Origin of the sequence: Pseudoalteromonas sp. Scap06, assembly GCF_013394165.1 — a bacterium.
Taxonomy (GTDB): Bacteria; Pseudomonadota; Gammaproteobacteria; order Enterobacterales; family Alteromonadaceae; genus Pseudoalteromonas.
Genome location: NZ_CP041330.1, coordinates 454339 through 471510, shown reverse-complemented (window position 1 = coordinate 471510; position 17172 = coordinate 454339). Strand labels below are relative to the sequence as shown.

The window sequence follows — 17172 nt, the reverse complement described above, 5'->3', positions numbered from 1 at the left end:
AGTATAAAAAGCACATGACAAATTTATGACTAACATTAACTAACGTTAATGGTGCACTACGTTATGGCGTTATTAACCTTTGCAATATAAGGTAGTTGAGCAAAAAAAACTAGCTTTGCTACAAAAAACCATACTTTTAAACGAGCCAATTATTGTGTTTAACTATATAAAACCAATAATAAACTTGGCCAAGTAAACCTAAGTTTAACTAGTTAATTTTTAAGTTACTAAATGACGATTCAAATTGCTGTTTTAAATCATCCCACTCTGATGCGTTTTCAATCACCCGAGGGGTGACCATTAATACTAACTCTGTTTTATCGCCATCAATAGTATCGGCTTTAAATAACTCACCTAAAATTGGAATGCTTGAAAAAAACGGCACTGATGAATCTTGTGTGGTTCTGTTTTCGCTAATTAAACCGCCTAAAATAATGGTTTCGCCACTTTGTGCCACGACCTCAGTTTTTATCGTGCGCTCAAATACACTTGGGTTACCCGATAACGTAGAGCCATTTTTAACTTGGTTAGAGATTTTTTGGTCTATTTCCATCAGTACTATCCCTTGGGCGTTCACTGTGGGGGTAACACCGAGTTGCACACCCGTTTTACGGTATTCAATCGTGGTGGTTTGCCTGCCTGCATCGTCAAGCGGTGCACTGGTGGTTGAGCCAACAATAGGAATATCAGTGCCTATACTAATATTGGCATTCACGCCGTCTCGCACCACTAATGAAGGACGCGAAAGTATGCGTACTAACGAGTTACTTTGAAATAAACTAATATTTAGAGCGTCTACCCCGCTGGTTAGTGCGTAGGTTAAGCCTCCAAATGTTCCTGTATCACCCATAAAGGCACCCGAGGTTGAGGCGCTATAACGACCTTTGCTTTTTAAAGCAAATTCAACGCCGCGTTTAAATTCGTCAGTAAGCGATACTTCAGCAATGACCACTTCTAGCATAATTTGCTTTGGTAAAATATCTAAGCGTTTAACGAGTGGTAATAACTGTTGATACTTTTCGCCGGTGGTAAAAAATATCACCGAGTTTGAGCGCTCATCAATCACCATTTTTAAATCATCTGAGCTGGCACTTAATGCCCCTCTGCGTCTTGGTGTGTTACTGTTTTCACTAGAGGCTGAGGTGGTGTTACTTAAACGAGCACTACCGCCACCAATTAACGCCTCTAAACTTTCCCCCATATCTAGAGCGCGAGAGTATTGTGGCTGATAAATAAAGTACTGCTTTTCGGCGCTGTCTATGGGTTTATCTATTTGTTTTGCCCAGTATACTGCGCGCTCTATTAGCGCTTCACTGTTAGCAAAAAAAACTATTTTACCCTGCTTTTCAATGTTAACTGCAGTTACCGCGCTTGAGGTATCGCTACCTGTACCAAACTTAATGCCCTCTTGCTTTAATAACTCAGTCAGCTTATCAAGCAGCTCCATACCATTGACGTAAGTGGATTCATAAATACCAATTCGACGATTAACAAGCGATGGGCGATCAAGTAATTGTATTAGCTCTAATGCCTTTATTATTTCATTACGTTTACCAAAAACATTAATGCTATTACGATCGGTATCAGTTGATGACTTAACCCCTATCATTTGTCTTAAGGTGTTACTCATAGACATTTGCAGGCCATACTCATAAGGCACCATCTGCACGATTTCGCCAGATGTTTGCGGAATATCTGATACTTTATTACCGTACCCATAGGTAACGTCTTTATTACCGGTGTTATTATCTTTTTTATGGATGTAAAAAATATTATCACTAAAACGCACTGTATAACCGCGCTCATCTAATAGCTTTTCAGTTAAAAGGTATAACTTACGTTCAGTTAATGATTGTTGAATATTTAAAGTAACCGTTTGCGTATCATTTTTTATATCATCAGCCAGTATATAGCTCACTGCAAGTTGTTCACCTAACACTTGGTGCAGGTAATCTTGAAGCGTAAGCCCATCAGAGGCTATTTTTAATTCACGCTTATCACTAAACTGCTCTATCACATCGTCAGTAACCTGCGCTTTTTGTTCTGGTGTTTTAAATCCTTCAACATAATTAAACCGACCACTTTGCTGTTGTAGTTGTTGTTTTTTCTTGCCGTCAACTAATTCTGCATTTTCAACAGTGACTACTTTATCATTCGTTTTTAAGTATGACGTTTTTGGCTCGAAAACGTTGGATTGAATTTCTTGATTCGTTGTTGTACATGCAACCAAAGCAAAGCTGGTTACTACACACAGGCTTGAAAAGTGAACATTTTTCATAATAAACCTTTATTGACTCTTAGTTGCAGGCGCAATGTCTTTAAACATAGATAATATAATTTCTTGCGTTTGCTGCTCATGTTGAGCAGTTAGTTTTACTTGGGTATTATTTAATACTTCGAGTGTATAACCGTACACTTGATTTTGATCGTCAAAGCGTTTTAGTTCATGCTGCTGTTCTTTAATATTCATCACATCAATAAGTGCCACTTTTTTATTTGTTTGCTGCAATTGAATAATCGCTTTTAAAGTCAGCTTGTTGTTATCAATAAATACCTCGGTTAATAAGCCACTTTGCCTTAGTTGCTGCTCCTTGGTTAAACCTTCAGGTTCTGAGGCTGCAGTGTCTTCTGTGGCATTGGGTTTATAAACGTCATACAAGGCTATTAACTTAGCGCCCTCTTGGGCTGTAATATTATTTTTAACCTTTGCTTGCTCTATTGAAACTTCATTAATCTCAGCTTTATTAGAAATAGGCTTAATAATACGTACTGATAAATCATTTACAATCCACATCAGTGCAACTACAACACTGGCGATAATAACAGGCTCTTTTACCCTTAATAAGAGGTCATGTTTATTTATCATCTAGGTTACTCCCCTCTAGTTGCATATAATAATTACGACTTAGGAATACTGAGATAATACCTAGCTTGCCCGCACCTTGCCCACGAAATGAGAAGTTTGTTTGTGGTGTATCAGTTAAATATTGATGTTTTTTTAATGCGACTAAGTAATTTATAACTTGATAACCGCTACCCTCAAATGAATATTCAATATTATATTTAATCACTTTTTGCCCATCAGTGGGAAAACTCTCTTTCCAACCAATTCGCTTACTACGTAGGTCAAACTTTGCAAGCTCTGTTTCAATTATTTGTTGTTGTTCGCGTTTAAATACACTCTCTTCTTGCCAAGAATAAAAATACGGGGCGACATTTAGCAGTTTTTCTTCTAAATTAGCGGCTTGCTCTTGCAACGTTGCTTTGTTGTTAAGTAACGTATTAGCTTTGCTTAGCTTTCTTTGTTTAAGTTGATGCTCTGCTATTACACTGTCTTGCCAATCAATAACAGGCACAAGTATAAATTTTAGTAAAATAAGTACACCTATAAGGTATAAAGCGAGCGCATGCTTTTTTAACTCAGCCATTTTGTTCTGGCTCCTCTAAGGTAGGTTCTTCATTTTCAGGTATTATTAATTTTTCAGCGAGTTTAAAGCTAATAACAAAGCGCTCTCTTGCTCTACTTTTTATGACTGCGAAATCAAATTTAGCATCATCAACATTTGGTTCTGCGGCAATTAAATCTAAGAAGTCAGATGCTTTTTCAATTTCACCCCTTACGATATAACGACCATTTTCATAAATAACGCTTGTTAACCTAACTTGTTCAAAAACTGGGATAAGTGACACTAGCAGCCCTGTATAATCAGTTTGATTGTTAAGTATCTCAATATAGGAAAGGTAGCTTGCCTGCTGCTCTTCAACTTCAGATTGTAACCTCAGGAGTTCGCCTAGCTGCTGTTCGATAGTAGAGGTTTGATAATCTAGGTATTCTGTTTTTAATATTAAAAACAATGAGCTAACCAGTAGATAAGCACTAACAATAGCGACAGCTGGTAATGAAAGACTGACTAAAAGTTTACTTTTATCCGCTTTAGCTTTAAGTGAGGTGAACGCAACTAGCTCTTTAAAAGTTAATTGTTTAATGCCACTTTCAAAACGTGCTAGTTTGCCTTTTTGACTGAGCGTTGTTGTTGTTTCTAATTGCATGCCCACCGACATAGCGAAGCGTTTAGCTGTATTAATCACTCCTTTCAATTGGCCGCTATATGTTACTTTGCCAATTAAAGCAAAAATAGTCGAATTAACCCCTTCCTCAACTACTAACGCTTCACTCTCTCGGCACTTTTTAGTAATTAAAACTGACTCAGGAATTATGAAAAAAGGATGGTATTTAAAATCAGGTAACTGCCAGCGATTCACTATGCTTTTATCAGATTGAATTTCGCACACTAAAGTAGCTTGGTTAACTTCGGTTTGAAGCTTTAGTAGTTGTCGTAGCTCTTTTTTATCTACCACTGGGAGTGACATATGCTCCTCTGCATAGCTGCCACATGAAATGATCAATATTTTAGGCTTCTTCTTATTTTTAATCGGCTCTAAAGTAAGACCTTCTTGTTCAGTGTAAACAAACTGATAAAAATTTCCGTCATAGTAGCCAACAAAACGCCATAAGGATTTTAATAAACCGCGTATCCGCTGTTTTATTGAGTTAACATTTAAAAACATAATGATTAGTTGCGCTCTAACAGTAAGTCGTAGGGGGGAGTCTTGTTTTTTGCATAAGGAGAAATTTTTAATACAAAGTTTTTACTCAGTGAAATATTTTTATAGTTTATAAGCAGCTGAACACCAAGTCTATTCGAAGATGCAAACCTTATACCGTCTTGATATTCAATGCCGGTATATTCTTTAAAGTCACCAATATTTAATTTACCTTGCTCGCGTAACTGGGTAACAAACTCTGCCTTTTCTAGTGTACTCATAGAGGCTATAAGCTCTTTACTAGCAGACATAATATTTAAATCGCCCCGCGAGAAAACACTCAAGTTACTATATAGTACTTTTTTTTCATCTTCGGTTAAAACAAGCGCTTTTTCTATCTCTGTTATATCAACTATTTTGCCGTTTCGGATATTACTTGACATAAAGCTATCATTGCCTAGTTCTCGAGGGATGTTATCAGCATCAAGCCAATCTAGCAAGGTGTCCGTTATTTGCTTTGCTCTTTTGGGAGAGGCTCCAGAAGATGTTAATAGTTTGACTAAACGAGCGCTTGGAAAAAAGTTTACATTCAGTAATGCGGATTGATCTTGAATTTTTATTTTTACATTTTCTGACAATGGAAATGCCTGGTTATGAAAATTCCATTTGTCCTGTATTGCTCTACTCGCGGTTTGCGAAATGCTCTCGCTACTACCAATTGCAGGGTATAACAGAGACTCAGTTAACAATGTATATAACAGCTCATTTTTAGCTGAGTGCAATAATATTTCAGCCTCAGCTCTTTGTTGAGCAAGCATAGAAAGGTGAATATGCCTAGATGCTCCTTGATTCAAAAATAGAGCAAACACCGACAATAATGCAGTAATCAGTAGCACTTGAATCAGCGCGATACCTGCGGCTTGATTCATGAGTTATTTCCTAAATATAGGGTGGTATGCTGCAGCGAATCTCTGCCAGAGTCAACCTCGATCATCATTGTTTCTGAGTTAATTGTTAACGTAGTCATTATATTTAAAGGTAACAACTGCTTATTAATGCCTGAGTATTCATTTGTTACTTTTGGTTGCTCTTGTGCTTCTTTTTGTATGGACATAGAGGGCAAGTTATCCCAACCTCGGTAGGAAAAGACAAGTTCATCTATGTTTTCAAGTAGCAAGTAGTTATGTTCAAATGCGATTTCTTGCTGAGTAGTAAAAATAGACTGGTTTTTAGTACTGACTGACTGGTAAATTAAATTATACTTTTTATTTTCTTGTTGCTCTAATGTTAACCTAAAAATTTCAGGGTATTTACCAGAAAACAACCCTTGTTGCGTCACTCCAAAAAGCTTATTTTCATTGCCAACAAAAAGCAGACCTGGCCTTTTATTTTCTCTTTCATCAATAATAATATACGGGGCTACACCATGCAGTATTCTGGAAAGTAATGAAATTCCCTTACTATTTGCAAGCGTTTTATTATAAGTACCCACTTCTTCTTGCCATCGATTAGCTAACATTTGATAGCTGAAGGTGCCGGTAAAAATTAAGGCACTTAAAATAGAAATGGTAATTAACAACTCTATAAGTGTAAAACCTTTCGATTGCACTTTAATCACTCCAGTTTAATCCTGAAAAGTTATAAACTTGCGATGTTCCTTTATAATTAAGCTTTAGCTCGACTCGCCAGAGATTATATTTTTTCTCAATTTGTACAGATTTGCCTGAGTCAGGATCAAATAAATCAGGGGGTGACTTACTTTGCACAAGTACTGCATGCCAATTTGCTGTAACACCTAGAAGAACAAAAGTCCCAGAATCTTCCTGTTGAGCGCTATTACCGATGGTTTTTAATTTTCTTTCTATTTTATCAACAGCCGTAGAGACAACACTCGTTAAATGCATATGCTTTTCTGCTTTTACTGTTGAAACCAATACCCCTTTATAAACAACACCTACAATAGCAATTGATGAAAATAATATAACACTCGCGACAAGCACTTCTATAAGCGTAAATCCTGACTGTTTCTTTGTGTACTGCATGTCAGAAGCCCACATTATTTTGGTTAAATGCGTAAGGTTTATTTATTAAGTCGTTTAAATTTATAGTTAAAGGCTCGTCTCGGTAGTTTGCATTTATAGAAGTCAAGGAGACAAAACCAATATTATTAAACACGATCTCTTGCGGTTGAAAAAAAAGGTAGTCAAAGTTTTTGTTATAAATGATTGTTTGGTTATCTTCAGAAAACACACTAAGCTCTTTTCCTGCTAATTTAGCCGTTAATTGCATATCTGAAAAAAAAGCTCTTTGACTTACTGCTACTAACTCTCTTTTTAAATTTAGTAACTCAGCCTTAGCTTGTGCTTTGTCTAGCTGCTGCATAGTCAATGGCCCCACTAAGCCGACCAGGAGTGCGACTACAGCCATTACAACCATGAGTTCGATTAATGTAAAACCTTTAATTTTAAACACTATAATCCAACATCATTCATAGAAACCATGCTAAGTAGCATAATTACAACAACACCGCCTACAATCCCCCCCATGATGAGTATCATTAAAGGTTCTAATAATGTAGTCATTTTTTCGGTCCAACTTTCAAAGTCCACCCTTGAGCGATTGGCTATTTCTTCAAATACTCTTTCAAGATTTCCTGACTCTTCACCAACCTCGAGTAATGAAACAAAAAAAGCTGGATATATAGATGTTTGCTGTAAAGCTGGTGAAAGTGAACTACCTCTTTTTACTTTTTGTTTTGCGATTTCAATCTCTCTGCGCAAATGATAGTTACGAATATTACCTGCCGAAAGCCCTAGGGCTTTGTCTATAGGGATACCCGACTTAAGCATCATAGATAAGCCGCTATTGAAGCGGATTCTCTCGATAGTTATAACAGCATTTGAAATAATGGGTAACTTTAAAGATACCCCTTGCCACCACCGAAGTATTCTTGGTTGTTTTAATGAATAAATGCAAAGAAATATAGATAGTATGAGGCCCACAAATAAAAAGCCTTGGTATTGGACCATCCAGTCACTCATACTAAGCATAAACGATGTATACCAAGGCAGGTCATCAGCCCCTGCAAACATGCTCGCCATTTTCGGTATAATAAAGTTAAATATAAACACTACGCTCATTATACAAACCGCAAAAATTACGATTGGATAAGTGAGTGAGCCTATGATTTTACTGCGCAGATCTCTTTTAAATTTTAAGTCTTTTGCTAAGTCGGCAAACACTTCACTCAGATTACCTGATGCTTCACCGAGCTCAATTAAGTTACAGTACAACTCATCAAATACTTCAGGGTAATCTCGACAAGCAGATGATAAGCTATTACCCTTTTTTATCTTTTTATTTAAATCATCGAGTAACTTAGCCAAAGATGCTTTAGCTTTAGTTCGCCTGATAATATCAATCCCTTTATCTATACGAACTCCTGATTCAAGCAAAAGGCTAAGTTCTGCAGTTAAAAACTCAAGATCAGCAAGCGTAATTGCATTGCTCTTAAATAATGAGATTGCATCTGCTTTTACTTCTTCTACATGAGAAGGAAATAACCCCATTGCTTGAATTGCTGTAATAGCTGCTTGCTTGCTATCAGCTTCAGTTTCCCCTTCACTTTTTGCACCTGAGTGGTCGTAAGCTTTGTATTTAAAAAGCATAATTTAGCCTGCCACCCGTAAAACTTCAGCAATCGTTGTTTGCCCTAATACAGCTTTGTAAAGGCCATCTTCAATCAATGTTCTACGTTGCATATCATTATTATGCTTTTTTGCTTTATTTATAAAATCAGAATCTTTAGGGATGGATTTAATAGTATCATCACACGCTAAATATTCAGTAACTGCCATCCGTCCTTTATAACCTGTGAAAGAGCAGTGCTGACATCCTTTGCCTTTTTGCAAGTTTATAGCTTTAATACCAAAACGTTTTATGAAGTCCTTAAGCTTATACTTCTCGATTAATAATGTTGAATCTTCTTCTGGCTCAGAGCAATGGGAGCATATTTTTCGTGCTAATCGCTGGGCAACAATAGAAACAAGTGCAGCATTAAGTAAAAACTCTTCTACACCGAGATCCAATAAACGGGTATATGCGCTTGCAGCATCATTTGTATGCACTGTACTAAAAACTAAGTGACCAGTTAGCGCCGATTGCAATGCTATTTGAGCAGTTTCTTTATCTCGAATCTCCCCAAGCATTATAATATCAGGATCTTGACGGACTATAGAACGCAGACCCGCAGAAAAGTCAAAACCAATATCGCTATTAACTTGCACCTGATTTATTCCAGGAAGCTGGTATTCAACAGGATCTTCTAAGGTTATGATTTTAACATCGTCATTATTAAGCGCATTCAAGAAAGTATATAGAGTCGTTGTTTTACCAGAACCCGTTGGGCCAGTTAGAAGTACAACACCCGAGGTTGTTTTTATATCCTCTTTTATACACGCTTCTATGTCACTAGATAGACCTAGTACAGACATGTTATAGCGAACATTATCTTTACGCAAAAAGCGCATTACAACAGATTCACCATCGTTAAGTGGTAAAGAAGAAACACGGATATCTATTTCTTGATTAGATATTTTTAGCTCGATCTTACCGTCTTGTGGTCGTCTTTTTTCCGCGATATCCATACCCGAGAGTATTTTTAATCTTGTTACTATAGGTAATTGCATTTTGGGCGCTAGACGCTCAACCTCATGCAATACGCCATCAACACGATACCTTACACGATAGGTTCCTTCATAAGGCTCTAAGTGCATATCAGAGGCTCCCTGTCTCAGTGCTTTACCAATTAAGGAGTTAAGCAAGTTAACAGTAGGCGCCTCTGATGCAAGCTCTCTTAACTTTTCTTCTTCGTCAGAGGTTACTAGATCATCAGAATCTAACGCATCATCTATGTTTAATTTAGTAGCTAAATTTTGAATATCAGTTGCTGATGCAACATACAACCGAGCCGAAATCTCATTTTCTGCTAACCAATTATTTACAGATAAATTTAATGGGTAAAGACACGCAAAGCTCCACGTATCTTTATCTAATAATACCCAGTTATTTTTTAGTAAAAATTCTTTTTCTTTATAGCTAAGCGTTGGCAGCTCTATATCTTGCCACTCCAATAAATCAAAGAGCGGCAATTCTAAGTATAGCGAGAGCAAATGTTGAACTTGATCATCTGGAAGACTCCCCATATTAACCAAAATTTGTTCAACTCTACCACCATACTTTTGTTGATAATTTAAAGCTTTAGATAAATCTTGTTGTGTTACATTAAATTTATCTAATAGCAATTGTTCAATTGTCATCATTGGTGCACTATATCTGCATTATTATCTTCACCACCTTCTTTCCCATCAGCACCGTATGACATTAAAGTATAAGGATTAATTTTATCGTTATTAAGACTATAGACATATGGATTACCCCATGGATCTAAAGGAACATCTTTAGGTAAGTAAGGACCATCCCATCTAGGCTCATCACTACTTCTTAGTTGCTCTAATTTTGATGGGTATCGACCCAAATCAAGCCTATATGTATCAATAGCTGTTTCGAAGGCCGACATTTGAGTCGCTGCAATGCCTCTTTCTGCCGTGCTCAATTTACCGAAAAATTTGGGGGCAACTAAAGATGCCAAAAGTCCTAAGATTACGATAACTATGAGTAGTTCCATCATAGTAAAACCATTGTTTTTTTTCATTTTCATTCCATACACCTTTATAATTTACAGTGAACTAACCGCAGCTAGGGCTACACCCATTTGATAAAGTATTTGTGTTGCTGTGCTCCACAAAGTTAAGTTATCAACGTGCTCTGTGTCTAATGGCACCACGACTGTATCTCCTGGCTCTAGTATTTCAGAGCGATCAACACCAAACCAAGAATTATTATTTGGTATTTTAACTAGGCCGCTTGCTTTAATAATGTAAACACGATCTTCGTCTGCACGCTGCTTAAAGCCACCACTTCTACCGATGTAGTCATCAACCGATAAAGCTGAATCAAATAAATGTGAGCTAGAGAAGTTAACCTCACCAACAACATTAATACTGTTTTGTTTGCTTGGAATATAGAGCGTATCGCTATCTTCTAGGGGGATATCTAATTTACCCTCCACAATAGCTGGTAAATTTATAACTAAACGACCCACCGCTTTCACTTTAGCCAAATCATTAATCAAGCTATTCATGTCTTCATAACTCAGCGATGAGTCGGTGATTGAGCTGTTAAAGCTTTTAGAAGTAATATCTCTTCGCAAGTCTTCTGACAACTTGTTTAGCTGCTGTTGCTGTTGAAAACGTAGATTTTCGCGTGTAAATACAGCCCCTTCAGGGTAAGAATAATCTGTAAACCCTCCAGCCCTTTTTATTACTTCTCGTAAACTTTCACCTTTACGAATATCGTAATCACCAGGAAATTTAACTTCACCATATAAGCTTACTTTTAGTCCTTTCTGCCAATTAGGTATTGGGTAAACATTGATTGAATCTTTACTATGGACCAGAAACTTTTCTTTTGTAGGATTACTAACTGCTTCATCTAAATTAATATTAACATGCTCTAACATTGCCGCATTTTTTGGTGAAAAACGCGTTATCTCTGCACTTTCAAGAAATGCTGACTCTTTTAGCCCCCCTGCAGATGCAATTGCCTTATTTATATTGGCATTAACCGGACGAGGATAAATCCCTTCATGATAAACCTCACCACGAATTGCGTAAATTTGCACTTTACTTTTGTAACCCGCCTGCTGATTTAATTTAGCAAGTATAGGCTTAAGGAGTCTTTCTCTGCTGAAATATGAATACTCGTCATCTTCTAATTCAACTTTTTTATTTAAAATTTCCGTAATTGCGGTAACTCTATTTTTATCTTCTTCGGCAAGTTGTTTTTCAACTTGCTCAGCAAGCTCCTTATCTAAGGAGTCACCTAAATCTATAAATTCATAAAATTGTTTTTGCTCAAAATCATCCCATAAAGCCATTTTTTCTCTTAATTTAATTTGCTCTTGGGTTAAAGCTAATGAGTCTAATGCTATTTCCTCATCCTCTTTAGATTGAAAGCGACTAAAAACAACCACTTTGTCACGTGCTTTTAGCTCTATATCTTGCTCAGGATTGTTAGCAATCGCTTTAAGTGGTGAAAATTGATGCACCTCTATATCACCTTTGATATTTACTTCCCTGATTATAAGAGCGTATTCATAATCTGCTATCGGAAGTAAATCACTCTTGATCGAGGTAAATAGTTTGCTAACTTTATCTCCTTCGCTCCACGAATAATTACCTGGATATGTTACAGCACCGAGTAAAGTTACTGCATCGTTTAACTCTTCACTTGATGAAGGTACCTTTATTTTATCACCGTTTTTAGCAATATATTTAGAATCTGAATTTGTTAAGTCTATTTGCAGAATTGTTTTGAAACTATTACCAGTATAGCGTTCTACAACTGTTCTTTGTGGATAAGCGGCTCCATTAAAGCCACCTGCCATCTCAATTAAATCATGCACTGATTCATTATCTTGTAACTCAAAAATAGCTGGTCTACGAACCTCACCATCCACAGTAACCTGTTTACCTACAGTCGGAATAAAAACTACGTCACCTGGCTTTAAAATTACATCATCTGAACTATCACCACGAATTAGCAGATCATACAAATCGAGAGTTTGAATTGTTTTACCAGCTCGTTTTAACTGAATATTACGTAAAGAGCCAATTTCAGAAATACCGCCACTTACAAATAAAGCATGTGAGATAGAAGACAGTGCGGGAATGGTATAAGCACCTGCAAGATAAGCTTCACCTAAAACCATTACCCTAATACTTCTAGTTTTTCCCATAGAAACGAATGGCTCAACACCAATCATTTCTTTTTCAACCTTAACCTTTATAAGTTTAACTACTTCACTGTATTGCATACCCGAAACAGACACTGGCTGCAATTTATCTATTGCTAAACGCCCCTCTCTATCAACTTCAACTTCTTCACTCGATGACTCTTTACCGTATAAATTTATAGTAAAAGTATCGCCAGGCCCTACAATGTAACTATCTGGAACTAAAGCATTTTCAGAAGGGGTAAATGTTGTTGGCTCACCGGAGAAGAGCTCATACCCAAATGGCTTTGGTTCATCTGATTTCGGTTTAAATTTCTCTTCTTCAGTTTGAAACTCCTCATCATCTATTTTAGTTTTACTATTTCGAGGAAGTACTGAAGGTGTTAAAAGTTCATCATCAGAATCTTTATCTTTTGACTTTTTTAAAGCACTTAAGTCTATACCATATTTTTTTGCTAAAGCTTCCTGTTGAGATTCTGGCAATTTTTTAAATTGCTCTAACTGTTGTTCAGTTGGCTGAACTCTTTCTTCAGCCCCTATAGCCGACGTAGAGGTAAGCATACTGAAAAATAGTACTGCCGAAAAAAAATTAGTTAACTTCACAAAGCTTCCCTTTAGTAAAAAAGATAAAAAATATAAATATTCGCCGCATACTACACCATTTTATAGATAAAAAAAATGGGTAAGCACGCTTACCCATTATTATGCTTTTTGTATGCTTAAAAACTGTAAACAAGTGTTAGTGAAGTCTCTGTATCTGTTGCTTCTTTGTCATCAGCCACATCTGAGTTGTTGGTTATATTGTAAGCCACTTTCATTTGCAGTGAGCCATTGATTTTAGTAAGTAATGCGCTTTCTGAACGGGTTTTAGTATTAGTATCACCGTATTCTACCGACACTAACTGAGTAAAACGCGCGTTGTCTGAAATTTTCCAGCTAAAATCTACTTTACCTAAGGCAATCACTTCGCCTTCGTATTCACCCGCTAATGAGTTGCCGTTTTCATCAACCTCTTCGCTAATATCTGGATACTTAAAATACTTATAACCCGGACCAATTTCAGCGTTTAGCTTCATGTTTGTCTCGTTTAGTAAACGTAAACCATAACCCGCTGAAATAACTGATTCACTTCGGTATGCGCCAAAGTAATCAGATACGTGCGACCCATAAATAAATAAATGAGCATGCTTTTCGTTTAATTTGTAATTACCCTGCGCTGAAATAGAGTACTTTTCGTTAGTACGCTGTTTTTCTTTTGTGCCAGCGTCGTTTTCTACTTCATCTTCTTTGTAGATGCCGTCTAACTTATACTCGTTATTCCAACTTTCTAAGTTATGCAATACTTTAATACCACCTTTTAAGGTCGTTGTTTCGGTATTACCACTGGTAATGATAGCGCCCACTTCACTGGTTACTTCCCAGGTTTTTTGTTCTTCTTCTGATGCAAATGCACTGGTTGTAGCTGAGGCTGCTACTAAAATTGATAAAAGCTTAAGTTTCATTAAAAAATAACCCTGTAAAAAATATTCATGCTCTTTAAAGCAGCGCGCACGTTAGCAAACCTAACGTGAGCATTACCTTAATAACTTTTTAAAATTAGTCTTGCTTGTGCAAATGCACATCCATTTGTGGAAATGGAATGGTAATATCAGCGTCGTCTAACGCTATTTTAATGTTTTCCATTAACGACCAGTATGTTGGCCAGTAATCTTCTGAGTTAACCCAAGGGCGTACGATAAAGTTAACGCTTGAATCGGCAAGTTCAGAAACCGATACGTTGTATGCAGGATCTTTTAAAATACGTGATTCGTTATCTAGTACTGATTTAAGTACTTCTTTTGCTTTACGTAAATCGGCGTCGTAGCCAACACCAATCACAAGATCAACGCGACGCGTTGCTTCGCGCGAGTAGTTAATGATTGCATCTGACATTATTTTTGAATTGGGCATTACAATAACTTTGTTGTCAGGAGTGCGCATTTCAGTAGAAAATATTTCAATTTTTTTAATCGTACCGGCTTTACCGCCAGCTTCAACGTAGTCACCAGATTTAAATGGGCGTAGTAAAATAATTAGCACACCAGATGCAAAGTTAGATAGCGACCCTTGCAGTGCTAAGCCAACCGCTAAACCTGCGGCACCTAAAATAGCAATAAATGACGTGGTTTCGATACCAATTTGTGACAGCGCCATTAAAATAGTGGCTGCAAATACAATGGCATACACAATACTAGATACAAACGATGAAACCGCTACATCTACTTTCTTCTTGTCGAATGCTTTAGCGGTTAAATTTGCACAAAACTTGGCAATTCGGCCACCGAGTAAAAATATAACAAGCGCTATAACTGCTTGAATACCATAGTGTAAGATTAAGCCTGAATTTTCATTCAGCCAATTGAGTATTGAATCCATATTAACTCCTGATAGCGTTATTAAGCAGTTTAGCGGTATTGTTTGTAGTATTGTAAATCTTTAATAGGTGTTTGCAACAACGTTTTACTAAGGGGTTAGGGGTTCTGGCTGCCCGTTGCCCGTTGCCCGTTGCCCGTTGCCCGTTGCCCGTTGCCCGTTGCCCGTTGCCAATAGCTTAAATATAGAATACTTATAATAAGTTTAAATTTTTTTGATTTTTTGCTTCACAAGCATGGGGATATTATGTATTATGCGCGCCACACCAAACAAGGTGTATGTAGTGGCGGTTGTAGCTCAGTTGGTAGAGCCCCGGATTGTGATTCCGGTTGTCGCGGGTTCGAGCCCCGTCAATCGCCCCACTATTTTCTAAACTCCCTCAGTAATGTTCAAAGTTAGCTTCTTAATTATACCTGGCCTTCATAAAACCAAACCTAAAATAAATAATACTAACTCGTCTATTTGCGTAATCTTATTCACATTTTTACTTCTCGTTTGCTTGTATCCTTTAATTCATACTTTTATAAAACTTTGATGCGACATGAAGTCACTGCTAAAGAAATATTACAAATAACACCAGTAGTAGCAGGTTTTCCCCGCACCACACAGCCCGTTGCCCGTATTTGACGCTTTAGGCGCGCTGAGAACATGTTATATTCTCAGCGCCTCATACACTTGGGTATTTGCTGCCCTTGCTTAAGTTGTTAACCTACTTTAAAAGAAAGACCTAGTGATGCTAATGCTTTAGAGTGTTTTTCAATCGCATCAGACTCTGTACCTACACTGTGCGCTTGGGCTAAGTTTTCTGACGAAGCGGTACTAATATTTGAAATATTACGGCTGATTTCTTGTGATACCATGCTTTGCTCTTCTGCTGCGGTTGATATTTGTGTTGCTAAATCAGAAATATCAGTAATTGCAGCATATACTTTTGAGACGATATCTTGGCTATTTCGCGTTTCTTTAACACAAGTCTCTGCCGCGTTTTTACCCGCTTCCATTGTTTTTGACCAATTGAGTAACGTAGATTGCATTTCAGATATAGAGACTTGAATTTGCTCTGTAGCAGTATGCGTTCTACTTGAGAGTGCTCGCACTTCATCAGCAACAACCGAGAACCCTCGACCATGCTCACCAGCACGCGCAGCTTCTATAGCCGCATTAAGTGCAAGTAAATTTGTTTGATCGGCAATCCCTTGTATTTCTTGCATTATGCCACCAATTTTTTCAGCCTCTATTGCTAGCCCGCTCGCTGAACTTGCCGAGTTATCCACCTCGTTGGCGAGTAACGATACTTCACGCATGGTGCCTGACATCGCTTGCGTTGCGCTTTCGCAGTCTTGGTGAGCTTGTTGCACTCGTTGGTTAGTTACTAAAGTATTTTTTGCTACTTCATCAATTGAATGCACCATTTCTTCAACCGCTGACGACACTTGATGTAATTCTGATGCTTCTTTTTCAACACCGGCCTGCGCAGCTTCAGCACAAATTTTTAGAGAATCAGCACCTTTACTCAAGCTTAAGGTACCATCAATAATCCGGCCAACAATAGTAGTGACTTTACCCTCAAGTAATTTAATCTGAAAATCACTATAGCTGAGGCTGTCGCTACCAGAATAAATATGCCGAGATACGCTATCTGGACCTGCTTTGGTTTTTTTGATTGTGCTTTGCGAACGAATTAACTCTTCATAAAAAATAACAAAAGGCAGAGGAACAAACAGTAAACATAACCAGAACATATAGCTTGTTAACCAAGCAATTAAAGCTGCCCCTCCAATAAATAGAGGAAGCTTAAATGCAGCTAATTTTTCACTTAAAGGCGTAATTGATTGACCATTATTTAAACGTTGGTATAGCTTTTCTGCTCGGTTTTTATATTCTGGAAGGAGTTGTTGGCGAACTGATTGATAACCTACTTTTTTACCGTTTTCATAAATAGGGGTTACAAAGGCATCAACCCAATAATAACGCCCATCTTTACATCTATTTTTTACCGCTCCTCGCCAAGCGGTATCGCTTTTTAAATTGAACCACATATCACCAAATGCCGCTGGCGGCATATCAGGATGTCGAACCATGTTATGGTTTTTCCCTGTCAATTCATTAATGGTGTACCCTGAAACTTTACAAAAGTTATCATTTGCATAGGTGATAACCCCTCGTAAATCTGTTGTAGAAACTAACTCTTCGTCAATGCCGAACGAAACTTCCTGGTCTACCGTTGCTTGATTTCTTCTACTCATAGTGGGTGCTTTATTATTTTTTAATGGGTGAATTTGCGGGATGTTAATTTAATAATGTGTAGAACACAATTGTACATTATTACTATATTTCAATAGTTTTAAAACTACTGAAAC

14 protein-coding genes, 1 tRNA gene and 2 pseudogenes are annotated in these 17172 nt (G+C 37.3%); 1 reads left to right on the top strand and 16 read right to left on the bottom strand.

What is annotated here, in order from left to right:
- Positions 1-208: 208 nt before the first annotated feature.
- The 15 genes and pseudogenes from FLM47_RS02210 to FLM47_RS02145 all read right to left on the bottom strand — a co-directional run bounded on the left by FLM47_RS02210 (position 209) and on the right by FLM47_RS02145 (position 14815).
- Complete coding sequence (locus FLM47_RS02210; protein ID WP_178954889.1) at positions 209-2278, bottom strand: secretin N-terminal domain-containing protein; 2070 nt, start codon at positions 2276-2278, stop codon at positions 209-211.
- A 9-nt stretch (positions 2279-2287) separates the two neighbouring features.
- Complete coding sequence (locus tag FLM47_RS02205) at positions 2288-2866, bottom strand: hypothetical protein (RefSeq protein ID WP_178954887.1); 579 nt, start codon at positions 2864-2866, stop codon at positions 2288-2290.
- The gene (locus FLM47_RS02200; RefSeq protein WP_178954885.1) at positions 2856-3428 is read right to left on the bottom strand and encodes a hypothetical protein; all 573 of its coding nucleotides are present in this window, start codon (positions 3426-3428) and stop codon (positions 2856-2858) included. The genes FLM47_RS02205 and FLM47_RS02200 overlap by 11 nt, the downstream gene beginning before the upstream one ends.
- Entirely contained in the window at positions 3421-4569 is a 1149-nt protein-coding gene (locus FLM47_RS02195) for a hypothetical protein (RefSeq protein WP_178954883.1), read from the bottom strand. The genes FLM47_RS02200 and FLM47_RS02195 overlap by 8 nt, the downstream gene beginning before the upstream one ends.
- Positions 4570-4574: 5 nt before the next feature.
- Positions 4575-5474, bottom strand: a complete 900-nt coding sequence (locus FLM47_RS02190; protein ID WP_178954881.1) for a general secretion pathway protein GspK — start codon at positions 5472-5474, stop codon at positions 4575-4577.
- Entirely contained in the window at positions 5471-6154 is a 684-nt protein-coding gene (locus FLM47_RS02185; RefSeq protein ID WP_178954872.1) for a prepilin-type N-terminal cleavage/methylation domain-containing protein, read from the bottom strand. The genes FLM47_RS02190 and FLM47_RS02185 overlap by 4 nt, the downstream gene beginning before the upstream one ends.
- A 1-nt stretch (position 6155) precedes the next feature.
- On the bottom strand, positions 6156-6587 hold the full coding sequence (locus FLM47_RS02180) for a prepilin-type N-terminal cleavage/methylation domain-containing protein (RefSeq protein WP_178954870.1): 432 nt from the start codon (positions 6585-6587) through the stop codon (positions 6156-6158).
- A gap of 1 nt (position 6588) precedes the next feature.
- Entirely contained in the window at positions 6589-7017 is a 429-nt protein-coding gene (locus FLM47_RS02175; RefSeq protein ID WP_198522502.1) for a prepilin-type N-terminal cleavage/methylation domain-containing protein, read from the bottom strand.
- Positions 7017-8213, bottom strand: coding sequence for a type II secretion system F family protein (locus FLM47_RS02170; RefSeq protein WP_218651583.1), 1197 nt, complete (start codon positions 8211-8213; stop codon positions 7017-7019). Before FLM47_RS02170 ends, FLM47_RS02175 begins: the two co-directional genes overlap by 1 nt.
- 167 nt (positions 8214-8380) lie before the next feature.
- Positions 8381-8434: pseudogene (locus tag FLM47_RS18965) on the bottom strand (hypothetical protein); the annotation flags it as partial.
- Between the two features lie 136 nt (positions 8435-8570).
- Positions 8571-9749, bottom strand: a pseudogene (locus FLM47_RS02165) (GspE/PulE family protein); the annotation flags it as partial.
- A 113-nt stretch (positions 9750-9862) separates the two neighbouring features.
- The gene (gene gspG / locus FLM47_RS02160) at positions 9863-10258 is read right to left on the bottom strand and encodes a type II secretion system major pseudopilin GspG (RefSeq protein WP_178956832.1); all 396 of its coding nucleotides are present in this window, start codon (positions 10256-10258) and stop codon (positions 9863-9865) included.
- A 24-nt stretch (positions 10259-10282) separates the two neighbouring features.
- Positions 10283-13003 (bottom strand): SLBB domain-containing protein, encoded by a 2721-nt coding sequence (locus FLM47_RS02155; protein ID WP_256872126.1) that lies wholly within the window; start codon positions 13001-13003, stop codon positions 10283-10285.
- Positions 13004-13119: 116 nt separating this feature from the next.
- Entirely contained in the window at positions 13120-13902 is a 783-nt protein-coding gene (locus tag FLM47_RS02150) for a YdiY family protein (RefSeq protein WP_138609581.1), read from the bottom strand.
- A gap of 94 nt (positions 13903-13996) precedes the next feature.
- Entirely contained in the window at positions 13997-14815 is an 819-nt protein-coding gene (locus tag FLM47_RS02145) for a mechanosensitive ion channel family protein (RefSeq protein WP_010390598.1), read from the bottom strand.
- Positions 14816-15098: 283 nt separating this feature from the next.
- Between FLM47_RS02145 and FLM47_RS02140 the strand changes: the two genes are divergently transcribed.
- A tRNA-His gene (locus FLM47_RS02140) sits at positions 15099-15174 on the top strand.
- 342 nt (positions 15175-15516) lie between these two features.
- Here FLM47_RS02140 and FLM47_RS02135 read toward each other — a convergent pair.
- Positions 15517-17058 carry a PAS domain-containing methyl-accepting chemotaxis protein gene (locus FLM47_RS02135; protein ID WP_178954868.1) on the bottom strand — a complete coding sequence of 514 codons (1542 nt, stop codon included), beginning with the start codon at positions 17056-17058 and terminating at the stop codon, positions 15517-15519.
- Positions 17059-17172: the final 114 nt, after the last annotated feature.